18 protein-coding genes are annotated in these 15584 nt (G+C 61.8%); 12 read left to right on the top strand and 6 right to left on the bottom strand.

Translation table 11 applies throughout. The annotated features are described in order from the left end of the window. Nucleotides 1-8: 8 nt before the first annotated feature. Complete coding sequence (locus AB7245_RS28085; RefSeq protein ID WP_028150258.1) at nucleotides 9-437, top strand: CBS domain-containing protein; 429 nt, start codon at nucleotides 9-11, stop codon at nucleotides 435-437. A 19-nt stretch (nucleotides 438-456) separates the two neighbouring features. On the opposite strand, the gene AB7245_RS28080 is transcribed toward AB7245_RS28085, so the two are convergent. Beyond that, a complete protein-coding gene (locus AB7245_RS28080) occupies nucleotides 457-1500 on the bottom strand; it encodes a patatin-like phospholipase family protein (RefSeq protein WP_439035134.1) in 1044 nt (347 codons plus the stop codon). 244 nt (nucleotides 1501-1744) lie between these two features. Here AB7245_RS28080 and AB7245_RS28075 point away from each other — a divergent pair, with 244 nt between their 5' ends. Continuing rightward, nucleotides 1745-2818, top strand: a complete 1074-nt coding sequence (locus tag AB7245_RS28075) for a hypothetical protein (protein WP_354114799.1) — start codon at nucleotides 1745-1747, stop codon at nucleotides 2816-2818. Between the two features lie 274 nt (nucleotides 2819-3092). Here the strand turns inward: AB7245_RS28075 and AB7245_RS28070 are convergent, their stop codons facing one another. Next, a complete protein-coding gene (locus AB7245_RS28070) occupies nucleotides 3093-3986 on the bottom strand; it encodes a LysR family transcriptional regulator (RefSeq protein ID WP_085405333.1) in 894 nt (297 codons plus the stop codon). 103 nt (nucleotides 3987-4089) lie between these two features. Between AB7245_RS28070 and AB7245_RS28065 the strand changes: the two genes are divergently transcribed. After that, nucleotides 4090-5073 carry an aldo/keto reductase gene (locus AB7245_RS28065; RefSeq protein ID WP_085405334.1) on the top strand — a complete coding sequence of 328 codons (984 nt, stop codon included), beginning with the start codon at nucleotides 4090-4092 and terminating at the stop codon, nucleotides 5071-5073. A gap of 276 nt (nucleotides 5074-5349) precedes the next feature. Next, nucleotides 5350-5580 (top strand): hypothetical protein, encoded by a 231-nt coding sequence (locus AB7245_RS28060; protein ID WP_014494328.1) that lies wholly within the window; start codon nucleotides 5350-5352, stop codon nucleotides 5578-5580. 44 nt (nucleotides 5581-5624) lie between these two features. Here AB7245_RS28060 and AB7245_RS28055 read toward each other — a convergent pair whose 3' ends face one another. Then, nucleotides 5625-6617, bottom strand: a complete 993-nt coding sequence (locus tag AB7245_RS28055; RefSeq protein ID WP_439035133.1) for a zinc-dependent alcohol dehydrogenase family protein — start codon at nucleotides 6615-6617, stop codon at nucleotides 5625-5627. Between the two features lie 103 nt (nucleotides 6618-6720). Between AB7245_RS28055 and AB7245_RS28050 the strand changes: the two genes are divergently transcribed. Beyond that, on the top strand, nucleotides 6721-7569 hold the full coding sequence (locus tag AB7245_RS28050) for a LysR family transcriptional regulator (RefSeq protein WP_085405336.1): 849 nt from the start codon (nucleotides 6721-6723) through the stop codon (nucleotides 7567-7569). Nucleotides 7570-7638: 69 nt separating this feature from the next. On the opposite strand, the gene AB7245_RS28045 is transcribed toward AB7245_RS28050, so the two are convergent. From AB7245_RS28045 to AB7245_RS28035, 3 genes are all read right to left on the bottom strand, one after another. Beyond that, entirely contained in the window at nucleotides 7639-8040 is a 402-nt protein-coding gene (locus AB7245_RS28045; RefSeq protein ID WP_038944930.1) for a nuclear transport factor 2 family protein, read from the bottom strand. 21 nt (nucleotides 8041-8061) lie between these two features. Beyond that, nucleotides 8062-8784, bottom strand: coding sequence for a methanethiol S-methyltransferase (gene mddA, locus AB7245_RS28040; RefSeq protein WP_094184572.1), 723 nt, complete (start codon nucleotides 8782-8784; stop codon nucleotides 8062-8064). Between the two features lie 110 nt (nucleotides 8785-8894). Next, nucleotides 8895-9158, bottom strand: coding sequence for a DUF1127 domain-containing protein (locus tag AB7245_RS28035; protein ID WP_085405337.1), 264 nt, complete (start codon nucleotides 9156-9158; stop codon nucleotides 8895-8897). A 152-nt stretch (nucleotides 9159-9310) separates the two neighbouring features. Between AB7245_RS28035 and AB7245_RS28030 the strand changes: the two genes are divergently transcribed. The 7 genes from AB7245_RS28030 to AB7245_RS28000 all read left to right on the top strand — a co-directional run bounded on the left by AB7245_RS28030 (nucleotide 9311) and on the right by AB7245_RS28000 (nucleotide 15467). Then, entirely contained in the window at nucleotides 9311-10927 is a 1617-nt protein-coding gene (locus AB7245_RS28030; protein WP_439035132.1) for an alpha/beta fold hydrolase, read from the top strand. 622 nt (nucleotides 10928-11549) lie between these two features. Then, nucleotides 11550-12026 (top strand): hypothetical protein, encoded by a 477-nt coding sequence (locus tag AB7245_RS28025; RefSeq protein WP_439035131.1) that lies wholly within the window; start codon nucleotides 11550-11552, stop codon nucleotides 12024-12026. A gap of 11 nt (nucleotides 12027-12037) precedes the next feature. Then, a complete protein-coding gene (locus tag AB7245_RS28020; protein WP_439035130.1) occupies nucleotides 12038-12469 on the top strand; it encodes a hypothetical protein in 432 nt (143 codons plus the stop codon). A gap of 80 nt (nucleotides 12470-12549) precedes the next feature. After that, nucleotides 12550-12930 carry a hypothetical protein gene (locus tag AB7245_RS28015; protein WP_439035129.1) on the top strand — a complete coding sequence of 127 codons (381 nt, stop codon included), beginning with the start codon at nucleotides 12550-12552 and terminating at the stop codon, nucleotides 12928-12930. Between the two features lie 6 nt (nucleotides 12931-12936). Then, complete coding sequence (locus tag AB7245_RS28010) at nucleotides 12937-13761, top strand: hypothetical protein (RefSeq protein ID WP_439035128.1); 825 nt, start codon at nucleotides 12937-12939, stop codon at nucleotides 13759-13761. Between the two features lie 15 nt (nucleotides 13762-13776). Then, nucleotides 13777-14295, top strand: coding sequence for a hypothetical protein (locus AB7245_RS28005; RefSeq protein WP_439035127.1), 519 nt, complete (start codon nucleotides 13777-13779; stop codon nucleotides 14293-14295). Between the two features lie 341 nt (nucleotides 14296-14636). Further along, nucleotides 14637-15467 carry a S1 family peptidase gene (locus AB7245_RS28000; protein WP_439035126.1) on the top strand — a complete coding sequence of 277 codons (831 nt, stop codon included), beginning with the start codon at nucleotides 14637-14639 and terminating at the stop codon, nucleotides 15465-15467. The last annotated feature ends 117 nt before the right edge of the window (nucleotides 15468-15584 follow it).

Here is a 15584-nt window from a genome sequence, read left to right as displayed (position 1 = left end):
GGCCGACAATGACGGTACGTTCCATTCTCAACACCAAGGGCCACCAGATCATGAGCGTCGAGCCCGACGCCAAGCTGGCTGCCGCGGTCAAACTGCTCGGCGAGAAGAAGATCGGCGCGGTGCTGGTGATGAACCAGAGCCGGCTCGAAGGCATCCTGTCCGAGCGCGACATCGTGCGCGTGATCGGCGAGCGCGGCGCCGGCGCGCTGGAGGAGCCGGTCTCTCAGGTCATGACCCGCAAGGTCGTGACCTGCAAGGAGACCGACACGGTCGCCGAACTCATGGAGACGATGACCACCGGCAAGTTCCGCCATCTGCCCGTCGTCGACGGCGGCAAGGTGGTCGGCCTGATCTCGATCGGCGACATCGTCAAGCGTCGCGTTCAGGAATACGAGGCCGAGCAGGAAGCCCTGCGCGACTACATCAAGACGGCCTGAGCGGCCTTACTCGTCGGCGTTATTCGTCTGCCTTGGGCTCGCCCGCCTTGGGCGCGCTGCCCGCGGGCGCCGGCGCGAGCACCTCGATCGCCTCCTGGATCGACTCCAGCGCGCGCTCGGCGGCGCGCGTGCCGTGCGCGATCAGATCCTCGCCGCGGTGGAAGTCGAACCAGCCGAAATGACCGACCCGCGGCGTGATCAGGAGATCGGGCGGATCGCCGGCGAGGCGCGCGCGGGTAATGCGGTCCTGCATGATGTTGAAGGCGTCGACCATCACCGAGGAGATGCCGGGCCGTCCGGCGCCGCCAAAGAACTCGCGCTTCATGGTTTTCTCGGGCGAGAACAATCGCGGAAAGCGCCGCTTCGCCGTGGTCGCCTGGGCCGCCGGCGGGACCGTCTCGGGCACCGCGCCGTGCGAATAGATCGTCGTGGAATGGGTGAAGATGTCGCTGGAAAGATTTGCGGCAATGACGATTTCGGCGCCGAGCGCGCGGGCGGCCGAGACCGGCACCGGATTCACCAGCGCGCCGTCGACCAGCCAGCGGTCACCGATCAGGACGGGCGAGAAGATGCCGGGCAGGGCGTAGGAGGCGCGCATGGCGTCGACCACGCGGCCGCGCGTCAGCCAGATCTCGTGGCCGGTACGGACCTCGGTTGCGACGGCGGCGAACTTGATCGGAAGATCCTCGATCAGGGTCTGGCCGACCGCGTCCTCGAGCCGGGTCGCCAGCTTCTCACCGCCGATCAGGCCGGAGCCGCTCAGTCGGATGTCGAGATAGCCGAGGATATTTCGCATCCCCTGCAGGCTGCGTCCCCACTCCTGCAGCGTATCCAGCCGGCCGGCCGCATAGAGGCCGCCGACCACGGCGCCGATCGAGGTGCCGACCACGACGTCAGGTACGATGCCATTGGCGGCCAGGGTTCTGAGGATGCCGATATGGGCAAAGCCGCGCGCCGCGCCACCGCCGAGCGCCAGGCCAATGACCGGCCGTCGCACGCTGCCAAGACCGACCTTCTCTCCATTGGAGCCGTTCGCGCCCCGACCCTTCAAGATATCAAGCACCGAAACCCTCCTACCCCGGGCCAGCCCTCACAGCAGAGTAGGCGCCGTACTTCCGCTCCGCCAGAACGAGGGCAAAGCATGGTTTATACCGTTCGGGAAGCAGGGGGCAGGAGTGTGGCGAGGAGCGGCTGCCTCCCGTTTAATCACGCAGGCGTCAACCGGGTTCCAAAGAACTGTATCCGGCCGTATTCCCCGGGGATTCGGAGGCTTGAATTTGCCGCGTTTTCGGTGAAAAGCAGGTGGCATGACTCTCGGGGGTGACGGCATCATCGGATGGCGGCGCAGCACATCGCTGCTGCCGACACTAATCCTTGCTGCCTGCCTCTATACCCTTGGTCAAAATGCAGCGCGGGCGCAGCTTTTCTCCGATCGTCCGCCCCCGGTGCCGCCCGCCTCGGTGCCCGACCCCGGCGGCGCCGTCAGCCTCGCGCCCCCCACCGGCCCGGGCGCTGGCCCGCCGAGCCTGCCGCCGACCCTGCTGCAGCCGAACACGCCCAGCATGCCCCCGCCTGCGGTCAGCACCGTGCCGGCGGCCCCGCCGCTCAACGCGGCCGTGCCCGGCCAGGGCGTTCTGTCGCTGACCGCGAAATACGGCAAGGACACACCCGCGATCACCAGCGGCCTGGTCTGGCGCGTGTTTGCCGACCGTCCTGACGAGAACGGCACCTTCAAGCTGATCCGCGAGGATCGGAACGCCACGCCGAACATCGTGTTGCCGCCGGGCAATTACGTCGTGCACGTCGCCTTCGGCCTCGTCAGTGCGGTGCGCACCGTCAGCCTGAAGGCCGAGACCGATCGCGAATCCTTCGTGCTGCCGGCCGGCGGCCTGCGCATCGAGGGGCGCGTCGGCACCAGCCGCATTCCGCAGAACCAGATCTCGTTCGCGATCTACAAGGGCAGCCAGTTCGAGTCCGGCGAGCGCGCCTCGCTGGTCCCGAACGTCGCCGCCGGCGACGTCGTGCTGATCCCGGAGGGCACCTACTACATCATCTCCAATTATGGCGACGCCAATTCGGTGGTGCGCTCGGATATCCGCGTCCAGGCTGGCAAGCTCACCGACGTCACCATCACCCACCGCGCCGCCGTGATCACGCTCAAGCTCGTCAGCGACAGGGGCGGCGAGGCGCTCGCCAACACCGCCTGGTCGGTGCTGACCCCCGGCGGCGACGTCATCAAGGAATCGATCGGCGCCTTCCCGCGCGTCGTGCTCTCCGAAGGCGAATACCGCGCCATCGCCAAGAACGAGGGCAAGGTCTACGAGCGCGGCTTCAACGTCGTCAACGGCGTCGACGGCGAAGTGGAAGTGGTCGCGCGCTAGTCTCGTGTCCCGGACGCGGTGCGGCATGCAATGCCGCTCCGCAGAGCCGGGACCCAGGAAGCCACAAGCACATATCTCGATAGATGGGCCCCGGCTCAGCGGGGCACCGCTGAAGGAGCGCTGCGCCGCGTCCGGGGCACGAGAGCGCAGTTTCGACGCGCAGCTGTTTCCCCACCGTCATTGCGAGCGCAGCGAAGCAATCCAGAGTACCTCCGCGGAAAGATTCTGGATTGCTTCGCTGCGCTCGCAATGACGAGGAGGAGGGCCGCGCCCCTCACTTCCGATACCGCAGCGCCTCCACCAGCACCGCGAACGCCGGCGTCGGCTGCCGACGGCTCGGATAATAGAGGTGATAGCCCGCAAACGGTGCGCACCAGTCGGCGAGCACGCGGATCAGCCGGCCGTCGGCGATCTCGCGCTTCACGAGATCGTCGGGGATATAGGCAAGGCCAAGCCCCGCCAGCACGGCATTCATCCTGAGCAGGCCGGTGTTGAACACGAGCTGGCCGTCGACCCGCACCTTCATCGCGCGGCCGCGCTTCTCGAACTCCCAGGCATAGATCCCGCCATAGGTCGGCAGGCGGAGGTTGATGCAATTGTGCTCGGTGAGATCCTGCGGCAGCTTCGGCTTGCCCCGCGCGGCGAAATAGGCGGGTGCGCCGACCACGGCCATGCGCATCTCCGGCCCGATCCGCACCGCGATCATGTCCTTGGCGACCTGCTCGCCGAGGCGTACGCCGGCGTCGTAGCGCTCGGCGACGATATCGGTCAGGCCATAGTCGACGACGAGCTCGACCTTGATATCGGGGTAGCGCGGCAGCAGCTTTGCGACCGCCGGCCACAGCACTGTCTGTGCGGCGTGCTCGCCGGTGGTGATGCGGATGGTGCCCGCCGGTGTCTCGCGGAGCGCGGTCAGCGCCGACAGCTCTGCGTCGATCTCCGCAAAGCGCGGCCCGACATTGCGGAGCAGACGTTCGCCCGCTTCCGTTGGCGCGACGCTGCGGGTGGTTCGGGTGAGCAGCCGCAGGCCGAGCCGTTCCTCCAGGCCGCGCACAGTGTGGCTGAGCGCCGACTGCGACACGCCGAGCTGGGCTGCCGCGCGGGTAAAGCTGCGCTCGCGCGCGACCGCAAGGAAGGCCAGGAGGTCATTGACGTTGGTGCGGGTCATTCATGAATCCATCTCATCAGTACATACCGATTTTATCATCTAATCGCGGGCCGGTGCGTGGCCTAAATTCGCTGCCGAACATGAACCTCAGGGAGAGCTGACGATGCAGATGCGAACACTGGGCAAGAGCGGCCTCGAGGTCTCGGCCCTCGGCCTCGGCTGCATGGGCCTGAGCTACGGTTATGGCCCGGCGACCGAGACGTCGCAGGCGATCGCACTGATCAGGACCGCCGTCGCGCGCGGTGTGACCTTCTTCGACACCGCCGAGGCCTATGGGCCCTTTGCCAACGAGGAGCTGCTCGGCGAGGCGCTTCAGCCATTCCGCGACAAGGTCGTGATCGCCACCAAGTTCGGCTTCAAGGGCGGCAAGGTCGAGGCCGGGCTCGACAGCCGGTCCGCCAACGTCAAGGCGGTGGCGGAGGCTGCCCTGAAGCGGCTCAAGACCGATCGCATCGATCTGTTCTACCAGCACCGCGTCGATCCCGACGTGCCGGTCGAGGAGACCGCGGGCGCGGTCAAGGACCTGATCCAGGCCGGCAAGGTGCTGCATTTTGGCTTGTCGGAGGCGGGCGCGCAGACCATTCGCCGCGCCCATGCGGTGCAGCCCGTGACCGCATTGCAAAGCGAGTATTCGCTGTGGTGGCGCGAGCCGGAGCAGGAGATCCTGCCGACGCTGGAAGAGCTCGGCATCGGCTTCGTTCCGTTCAGCCCGCTCGGCAAGGGTTTTCTCACCGGCGCGATCACCGAGAGCACGACGTTCGATGCGAGCGACTTCCGTAACATCGTGCCGCGCTTCTCATCCAGCGCACGCAAATCCAATCAGACCCTCGTCGATCTGCTTGGCGAGATCGCCGCAATGAAGAAAGCGACGCCGGCGCAGATCGCGTTGGCCTGGCTGCTCGCGCAGAAGCCGTGGATCGTGCCGATCCCCGGCACCACCAAGCTGCACCGGCTCGAGGAAAATCTCGGCGCGGCTGCGGTGACGCTGTCGGACGCGGATCTCACTGCAATTGCAGGGGTGCTGTCCAAGGTCGCCGTGCAGGGCGACCGCTATCCTGCGCATCTCCAGGCGCGAGTCGGCCGCTGAGCTGCGGCGTGAATGCCCGGTGAGCGTTCGCTTACCGGGCATACGCGTCTTGTGTTCCGACTTGAATACCTTTGCCAGCGCTACCAAGCAGCGTTGCAAGCAGCGTTGAAGGAATCGATTAACACCGCCAGCACAGGCTTATTCCGCAAGCGTCGCGACTTCGTCATAGCCGGTGGAAGATACGGATTTCCGATAATCAATTTTATTCTCTTTCCGTCCTGCTGCGCTATATGTCGGGCATCCGTCTAACGGGGGAGGCCGGAGCAGGCGCATGCCTTGCGAGACCGGCAGAAGCAGGGGACCAAGCCCGTCGGCATGTTTGAAGTGATCATCACCAGGCGTAAGCGGTTTGGCTGGCGATGGCAGGTGTGCCAGTCCGGCAAGATATTTGCCGATGGCTTCGAGCGCACCCGGCCGTCCGCCAAATATCATGGCGAGCGCGCACTGTTCTTCCTGTTGTCGCAGGCTTACTTGCGCAATCGCTCAGCGGCGGCCAGCGAGGACTAGCGGCGGGTGCAGCAGACAGCTCCATCCGGGCTACGAGCCTCACCTCAGAAGTCGACGACCAGCTTGCCCTTGGCGGCGTGATCCCGGATCAGAGCGTAGGCATCGCCAACACTCTCCAGCGTGAAGCGCCTTGCATCGACCAGCGGCGCGAGCTTGCCGGCTTCAACCAGGCGCGTCGCTTCCGCCATGATCTCACCGTGATGCGAGCGGCCTTCGCCTGATAGCAGCGGCAGCAGCGTGAACACACCGGAATAGCTGGCGGCGCGGAACGACAGCGGCGCAAGCGCGTGCGTGCCCCAGCCCAGCGCGCTCACCACATGGCCAAAACGGCGCACGGCTTCGAAGGAGGCATCGAGCACCTTGCCGCCGGCGGTGTCGTAGACGATGTCGAAGCCGCGGCCGCCGGTATGCTCTGCAACGTAAGCTTCGATCGCAGTGCCGCGGTCGATGAACACTGCGCCAAAGCCTTCGATGGTGGCGCGCTGCGCTGCCGAGCCGGTCGCGAACACGTCTGCTCCGATGGCGCGCGCGATCTGGATCGCGACATGGCCGACGCCGCCGGCACCGCCACGAATCAAAACCTTCTGGCCGGCCTTCAGCGCCGCGCGATCTATCAGGCCTTCCCAGGCCGTGATGAAGATCAGCGGTAGGGCGGCCGCTTCGCGCATGCTGAGATTGGAGGGCTTGGGCGCCAGCAGGTCGGCATCGACCGCGGCGAATTCGGCGAGCGATCCCGGTACGCCGCCGACGCCGCCGGTCATGCCATAGACCTCGTCGCCCGGCTTGAACCGCGTCACGTCGCGCCCGGTCTGCTCGACCACGCCGGCGAGATCGATTCCGAGAATGGCGGGCAGCGGATGACGCGCATGCGCCGCCGCACCGGCATGGATCTTTGTGTCGAGCGGATTGACCGCGCTCGCGCGCACCCGCACCAGCACCTCGCGCGGCCCGACCTCGGGCGTGGAGACGGTTGAGAGGCGCAGTGGCACGTTGTGGGTCTCCAGGATCGCCGCCCGCATCGTCGATTGTCTCGTCATGATCGTCTTGCTCCGTTGTCGGCCTCCAATATGCTCATGAAATTTTGCATGAGAAGGAACAAGAATGTACGATGATCGTGCATTTCTGTATGGGGTCATTTCGATGGACTGGAGCGATCTGCGCATCTTCCTGGCGATTGCGCGCGAAGGCACGCTCGGGGCTGCCGCGCGCAAGATCGGCCAGACCCAGCCGACGATGGGGCGGCGGCTTCGCGCGCTCGAAACCGCGCTGGGACAAACGCTGTTCCAGCGCACCGCCGATGGTTTTGTGCTGACCGACGAGGGCGCCGCCGTGCTGCGCCACGCCGAGCGGATCGAGGAGGAGGCGCTCGCGCTTCAGCGCCACGCCTCGGGTGCGGAGACGCAGCTCGACGGCATGCTGCGCCTGTCGTCGTCGGACTGGTTCGGCACGGTGATGCTGTCGCCGGTGATCGCCGCTTTCGGCAAGCGCCATCCCAAGGTGATCGTCGAGCTCCTGACCGATGCGCGTCTCTACAGCCTGCCGCGGCGCGAGGCCGATCTCGTCTTCCGCATCAAGCCGTTCAGTGAGCCCGAGGTGATCTCGAGAAAGCTGCTCCACATTCCCTACGCGCTGTATGGCAGGAAGGGCAGCAAGCCGCCGCGCGCCGGCGACGGAAGCGGCGCCCGTGTCGTCACCATGAATGCCGAATTCGCCGACATGCCAGATGCGATCTGGTTGAAGCGCGCGCTGCCGAATGCGGAGATCGCCTCGCGCAGCAACAACCGCCAGGCGCAGGCGGAGCTGTGTGCCGGCGGCGGCGGGTTTGCCGTGCTGCCACGCCCCCTCGGCGACCGCGACCGCCGTCTCGTCGCGCTCGACATCGGCGTGAGCCCGCCCGGCCGCGACACGTATGTCGGCTATCACCGCGATCTCCGGCGCCTGGCGCGCCTGCGCGCGCTGCTCGATCTGGTGATTGAACGGTTGGCATGATGACCTGCAGGGTGGATTAGCCTTTCGGCCGTGCGAAGCGCAGTCGACAGGCGTAACTCACCCTACGGACTAGATTCGCTCGAAACAATCGTAGTTGCGAATCCTGAAGATCAGCCCGTCACGGAATTCGAAGAACTGCGCAAAACGGGCGCGCATAGTGTCGCCGGGAGCAAGCTTGCCGACGCCGACCGCCAGTGTTGCAGTCCAGATCGTCTCCATCACCACGCAATTGCCTGACGCAAGGGCGTTGACGATTTCGAACGATTGCGAGGCAAGGATGTAACGGGATCTGTCGTAAGACGCTCGCAAGTTGATGAAATCGCGCACTGCGCCCTGCGGCAGGAGAAGGTTTGGAAATTCCTCCTGCACGATATCATCGGCATAAAAGGCCTCGACGGTCTGGCGGGGCTTCGCCGCGGCGACTGCCGCGACGAAGGCTTTTGCACGATCGATCAAATCCTGTCCGGTCACGATGGTGCCTTTCCAATCTGTTCAGAAAAGGCCCGGCAACAGCATCGCGACGCGCTCCCGATACTTTCGGTACTCGTCGCCGAAGAGCGCCACCAGATCGCGCTCCTCGAGCCAGATGCCGACGAAGATATAGGCCGTTGTCACTGATGCGAACATCAGGTGTCCGAGCGTCATCACCGGTGTCGACCAGAAGGCGATGATGAACCCCAGATAGATCGGGTGGCGGATGAGGCGATACAGGCCCGGCGTCTTGAACTTGACGGGCGCGGTGAGCCGGCCGGCAAAATGGCTGATAACCTGTGTCAAGCCGAACAGTTCGAAATGGCTGATGAGGAATGTGCTGTAGAGCACAATCAGCCAGCCCAGGAACTCGCCCGCAATCACGAGCCCGGCCAAGGCGGGAGACTCGATGTTCCAGATGACCGTCGGAATCGGTTGCCATTGCCAGAACAGCAGCAAGAGCGTCAGGCTTGCCAGCAGCACGTAGCTGGAGCGCTCGATGACCGGCGAAGCGAAGCGCGCGAACAGCCGCTTGAACCCCTGCCGCGCCATGCCGCTATGCTGAAACGCGAAGGTCGATAGCAGCAGCAGATTGATGGCGAGCGCGTTGGTTAGCGAGGTCGGCGCGCCGGTGTCGATGGTCTTGGGCACGATATATTGCGTGACGAAGCCGATGGCATAGAGGAACGTGCCCAGAAAGATCAAATAGGCACTGGTCCCGTAGACGAGGGCCGCGGACTTCATCGCCAGCGCGAAGGGGCGAGTGGGTGCTGTACCTGGCCCGTTTTGAATCGTGATAGACATCATCTTCTCCTGGTCTTTGGCGAGGATCGAATTGAACTGATGTGGTCGTCTCACGCCTGCCGGAAGCGGCTCCATCGAGACCGTGCAGCGCGTTCGATGCGGTCATCGAACGGGCCGCGATAGAGACCCACATCCTTCAACGCCCGGTCGTCCAGCGGGCGCAGGGCGACGAGCGCCGCCCGGCGCTCGTGATGGGCAATGGCGGCGGCGATCCAACCGTTCAGCAGGCGCCGGAACCTCGCGAGAAGCAGCGGAATGCCTCGGCGCCCGAAGGGCGCCGCGAGGCTTGATGTGGATAGGGAAATCAGGGTCACGTGTTTGTGCCTTTTCAAATGTGCGCCGGGTAGCGCGTTGTCTCCTTTCTAGAGGACGGCGGTGAGCGGCTCGTCAGGGCAGGCGTGAAAAAACCGTCAAAAACGCGGTCGAGGCTGCTAGAATTGCGCCATTTGATGCCGAGAGGGTGGGAATGCTGCGGTTGACCTTGCTGGGTTCGTTTTCCATGGACCGGGGCGGGCCGGTCACCTTGCGCAACAAGAAGGCGCAGGCCCTCGTGGCATTTCTGGCCATGAACCCTGGGGTCGTCCATGTTCGTGAGCGGCTTGCGGCGTTGCTCTGGCCCGACAGTCACGAGGACGCGGCGCGACAAAGCTTGCGCCAATGCATCAGCATGCTGCGATATGATTGCGCCGAGCTGCCGCTGTCCGCCGATCACGACCTGCTTGGCTTCGATATCGGCGCCGTCACGACCGACGTCGTCGAATTCAAGGATGCGGTATCCGATCCGTCCATCGCCAATTTGAAACGTGCAGCGGAGTTGTATCGCGGCCCCTTTCTCGAGGGACTGAACGCGCGGTCCGATCTTTTCGACGAGTGGTTATTGGGCGAGCGGACCCGGTTGCGCGCCGTCGCCACCTCTGCCTTCCATACGCTGCTGCAGGAATTACAGCTTATCGGCGCACGGGAGGAGGCGATCGCGTTGGCGCTCCGTTTGTTGGCGATCGATCCGTTGCAGGAAGAGGTGGATTGCGCCTTGATGCGGCTCTACTCCGAGCAGGGGCAGACCGCGTTGGCGTTGCGGCAATACAAGCGCTGCGAGGCGATCCTGCGCAAAGAGCTCAACGTCGAGCCGGATCAGGAGACGAGGGCGCTCTACCAGCAACTCCTGCGACATCGGTCGCAGCATCGGGTGCCACCCGAGGATGTGGCCGCCGCTGAGCCGGCGGCTTCGCCGAGGCAGCTCAAGCAGAACGTTCGAACCTGCACCGCGCGCGACGGGGTGCGCATCGCCTATGCGTCGGTCGGCGCCGGGCCGCCGCTGGTGAAAGCCGCCAATTGGCTCAATCATCTGGAATTCGACTTTGCGAGCCCGGTCTGGCAGCACTGGATCGAGGCGTTGAGCCGCGACAACACGTTCCTGCGCTACGACGAACGCGGTACGGGCTTGTCGGACTGGGATGTCTTCGACATCTCCTTCGACGCTTTCGTGCGTGATCTCGAGACGGTCGTCGATGCGGCGGGGCTCGAGCGTTTTCCCCTACTTGGCATTTCTCAGGGCTGCGCGATCTCGATAGCCTACGCCGTGAAGCACCCGGAGCGTGTCAGTCATCTCGTTCTTTATGGCGGATACGCAAAGGGTTGGCGCCATCAGGACCCGTCAAACGTGGCCCGCCGGGAGGCATTGACAACTCTGGTCCTCGAGGGGTGGGGGCAAGAAAGTCCGGTGTTTCGCCAGATATTCACGTCCCTCTTCATTCCTGAAGCAAATGCCGAGCAGGCGCAGTGGTTCAACGATCTGCAGCGGATTACGACGTCGCCGCAGAACGCCTTCAAGCTTACGAATATCTTCGGCGAAATCGATGTGCGGCATCTGCTGCAGGATGTACGAACGCCGACCCTGGTGTTGCACGCTCGTGCCGACGCGAGCGTAAAGTTCACGGAGGGGCAGGAACTCGCTGCTCGGATTAAAGGCGCAACATTCGTTCCGCTCGAGAGTCCCAATCATATCTTGCTGGGGACCGAGCCGGCCTGGTCGGTATTTCTGGACAGTGTAAGAAGGTTTCTCGCGCCCGATCGCTGTCGGTGATCGTGCTTGCCGAGTTTTGCCCGACGGGCAAAACACCGAACTCAGGGCAGAACGCTGTCAATCGCCTTCAACGAAAATAATTCGCTTTATAAGAATTCGGAAACGGCGTATGTGTTGCCTCACTTCGGCCCGAGGAAGAGGGGCGTATCGCGATCGTCACGAACGCGGGCCGGGCGGCGGTGGACGTGGGCCACACTGGTGCGAAGGTGATCGCAGGGCGGGCAGCCGTGAGCGAAGCACGTCGCACGCACGACCGGTGTGATTCACGTACGGCCAAATCGTGTCGTCCTGGCGCCCGGGGTCTGTGCGCCAAGTCTTGTGGTGGTGCGTGTTGCCCAACCGGGCGCGCGCATCAGCCATCTTCAAGGCGACGGGGGCAATAGTGCATCGCTCCCCGGGGAGAGCACGACATACGCCGTTCCAACCACTGCGCAGGGAAGGCATGGGCGCAAAAAGCTAAAATATATCAACGAGCTATCTCCGATGTGTACACATTTGTGTCGCGATCCGGTGACGGTCCGGCCGAATAAAATTATATGAATGCCGATGGGGCCCTGTGGATTGCGGTGGAGGCTGGCGGCGCGTGTAACGGTCGCGCTACAATCAGCAGATGACGAATCCCTTGGGCAAGATCGCGCTCGCGGTGCTGACGCTCGCGATATTTTTAATCGAGACCTCGGCGGCGTGGTGCGCCTGCGATCAGGCGGCGGCGAAGCGTGTCGCATCGCAAGTCACGAGCGACTTCGCGACGCTCGTTCAATTCACCAAAGCGGTGTGCGTGCCGACAACAGAAGGGCAGCAATGTTCATTGGCCTGTTTCTCTGATCTCTACATTTCTGACGACAATCGCAATCTCGTACTCTTCATGATTGCTGCATCCGCAGGGAAACGGATGCGAGACGCGGGCATCGGCAAGTTTTCCCAAATTGCTTTCGCTGATCGTGAATTGCTGCAGGCCCGCAAGGCTCTAGCGCTATCCGCTCCAACGGCTTCACAACTGCAGCAAACCTTCTCGCCGGATTCGAAAGAGCCTCCGCTCAAGATGGCGGCTCGAATAGCGGCCGCATACACGATGATTGAGCTTTCCAAACAAAAATAGGCGGCGGCTCGTTGACCAAGATCCTGCCCGCACTGCTAACACTCGCGACGATGTCGCTGCAGCCATTGCTGGGAGCGCGCGCTGAGGCGCAAGAGGTTTTCAGTGCAGCATGTTCATTCGACGGAGGGCGCGTGACCTTCGTGGTGAACGGCGAGAATGCGCAAGCCGGCATCTCGCGACCAAACGCTGTGCTCAAGTATGCCGACAAAGACAAAGGGCGTGACGTCTACGTCACGTCGGACATTCGCCGGCCAACAATCTTGGTCGTCGTTGCTTACGCCACGCCGGCCTCGCTGACTGCAATGGTGTCCCGCGACACCTACGTGATCGACATAGAGCGCGGCAGCTTTTCGCACATCAACGAAAGCAGAAGCCAACAAGACGACTCAAACTTTGTTGTTGTGCAAAGCGGCACCTGCTCGGTGGCGCGAAACCGAAGATGAGTAAGAGGCTTACTGCTGGCCTCGCGCTGCTTCGGGCTAAGGCCTATCGGCTTATTCGGTGATCAACGGGGAAGCAGGGTATGTTTGGAGGAATTAAGAAGCGATGGGCTGAAGCGCGAGCAATCGAAGCAAAAAAGGAAGTCGAGGATACGTTGCAGCGCTGGGACCGCATGAACGCGCTGGACCAGCAGCTCGTCACATCAGCTTTCAAAGCAATGATGTCCGAAATCCCTGCCTCATTGGACAATAGCGCGAAGGCCGAAATGTCAAAAGGAGTAATGAAAGCAGCACGAGCGGCCTTCTCGACTCGCGGAGACAACTTGATGGCCCACACGAGCCGGGTGAGCGCATTTGGCGGGGCGCTCGTGTCTCTCTACTTGGAGTGCCAAACATTGCCCGGTGAGCAAGCGACCCGCACGATCACCATGATAGAAGATTGGAAGCGGCGAACGGAGGCCTGATCGCAAATGGGGGAAAGCAAACTAAAGCGTCGCGCGCATGCCGCCGTACTGGATAGTTGTCCCTGTTGCATCTATTGCGGCGGCGACCTGCTTGCGACGACCGTTGACCACGTCCCACCGATCATCATGTTCGAACAGCGCCGCCGTCCGAAAGGTCTTGAATTCGGGAGCTGCGAGCCTTGCAACGTCGGTACCAAGCACGCCGATCTGGTTGCGGCTATGGTTGGCCGCTCCATGCCAGATTCAGGAACGGACGCGGGTCGCGCGGAGGTGAAGAGCATCTTTTCGGCCGTCAATAACAACATTCCCGGATTGCTGCAGGAAATGCACGTGCCTCGCGAAATGCAAGCGGCCGCAGGATGGCGAGAACAGAATGGTGGCTTGCTTCGCACCGATGGGCCGCTGGTTTCGTCTCATATGCAGACCTTCGCGTTCAAAATCGGGTTTTCCCTCTACTACGAACTCACAAAGACTGTGCTGCCAAAGACTGGCGGCGTTGTGGCGCGGTGGTTTTCAAATGTTGACCGCCTTGAAGGCACGTTCCCCCAGACCGTTTTTGAGCACCTGTTACCGCCGAATACATTGCGTCAAGGAAAGTTCGAGGTATCGGATCAGTTCGCATATCAGTGGCGGCTCGCGGAGGATGACCGCATGGCAATGTTTCTAGCCACCTTTCGTCAATCATTCGCAGTGATCGCTTTCGCTGCAACCGACAGAGGCCTGCTGGCTACTGAGTCCAAGCATCCGTTTGAAATCTGCGCGCCCGGCGAGCTGACAAGCTTTCTCTGCCGCGCAACGCAACAAACAACAACATGGGCGATGGAAGCGTGACGAAGAAAATCACCAATGTCCAACATTGATAGCCTGCTCTCGATTTTCAGCATCAAAAAATTGCGCGATTTGAAGAAACATTGTCGTAGCTCGATAGTCAGTCGAAGCGATCTCGCAGATTTCATTATGTGGTGTCGGTCATCGCCAGATGCCCCATTCCTGCATGTAGCGCATCATCGCCACTTCACGCCAGAGCACTTGACTCTGTCGGATTCAGACCTTGCCGCACTAGCAGAGAACGGTGTCGGTCGATTCGGGCCGGCCGCTCAAAAGACAGCCAATAAGGTGTTTGCAACGTTCGAAGAACGTCGGATGCTTTCCGGGCATCTGTTTTGGGACGAGCGCACTTGGCATTTTTTCTACTTCGATAACCACGATCAAGCCGAGCACAGAAATCATTGGGCGGGCGGCCCTCACATCCATCTCATAAATCATCTATGGCCAAATCGATCAGCCGATTCAGTATGGACGGAATTCCGCGAGGGAAATCCCACGATGAAAGGTGCTGTACACATTCGTTGTGAGCGCAGTTAAGCGAAACGGCCGGGAAAAGAGTACACGCTGGTGCCGCCGCTCGGAAACGTCCTTTGGTGCATGCGCCAATATCGAGCATAACGCGCCATCTTTCATTAAGCAGATGGGGGACAGATGCAAAAAGAGATTGGAATACTGAAATCAATCTGGAGGAAGAACGAGGCAGGCATATGGGCAGGTTACGATCTTAAGGAAATAGACCTGAAGCCACGAGAGGGATTCTCGAAGGACTATTACAAAATCGAAAATGACGTGAATCTGATGACCCAGAGGCCGGGTCCGATCATGACTAACTTTTCACCACGTTTGGCACTACCGAATTTCTAGTACGACAAAGCATTGTGCCGATCGTGGCCTGGAATGATGGCGATGAAGAGATGCGCTGCATCGGCACCGGCTTTTTCATCAGCGCTTCTGGCCTGTTGATGACTGCTGCGCATGTGATTCGTGATCCAGTCGACGAAAATTACACAACAATCACGCAGGCGAACAAAGACGCAAAAAAATTGGGCGAGCATCTGCGTTTTGGCGTGTTGCTGCCTGCGAACCCAGCTATGAAGAATGCTCCGTTTCAGTTGTATCCGTTAATGCGCGAAGCAAACTGGTTTATGTGCCCATTCGAGTGGACGATACACTGGGGCAAGGACGTTGAGAGCCCGCTTTTGCATCAAAAGCCCGAGTTCAAGCCGGACCTCGATGTTGCTGTTTGCAAGGTCAAAGAGCAGCCCCTGATTGGCCCTTATCAGCCGCTGAACATTGGCTTGTACAATCTCAAGCTTGGGGACCGCGCTGTTGCCATTGGCTATCCCGAGATGAGGAATATTCAGTTTGGTGGGGGCGACGACTACCAGCCTGAACTAACTGTTTCTGTTGGCTCCGTAACAACCATTTATCCGGACAACATGACCGAGAAGCAAAACTCGACGCCCGGGCCCAACTTCGAGTTTGACGCGAAAATCCCCGGCAAAATGAGCGGAAGTCCCATTCTCGTTGGCGATGGCATCATAACGAAGGGAGTTGTCAGCCGCAGTCTGGGCAGCACCGAGAATCACGCGAGCGGTTGTTTGATAGCACCAATGATGAGTCTGCCGTTGATCGCCGACAAAAGCCTTTCCGATCTGATGAAGAGCGGTAACGAAGGAATCGCTAACTTCCTCGGCGCAGGTCTATAACGTCGCCATCCTGCGCTGGACTGATCCGTGCGCGGCTGGTCGTGGACGCCGCCGCTACATACCCAGCATTAGCATGTAGGCGAAGGATGCTGAAAGAACGCTGAGCCCAATAAAGGT

Origin of the sequence: Bradyrhizobium sp. 604_D8_N2_3, from assembly GCF_051810765.1 — a bacterium.
Lineage (GTDB): Bacteria > Pseudomonadota > Alphaproteobacteria > Rhizobiales > Xanthobacteraceae > Bradyrhizobium > Bradyrhizobium barranii.
Note: the sequence above shows the minus strand (reverse complement) of the source record. Positions and strands in the feature narration are given on the sequence as shown.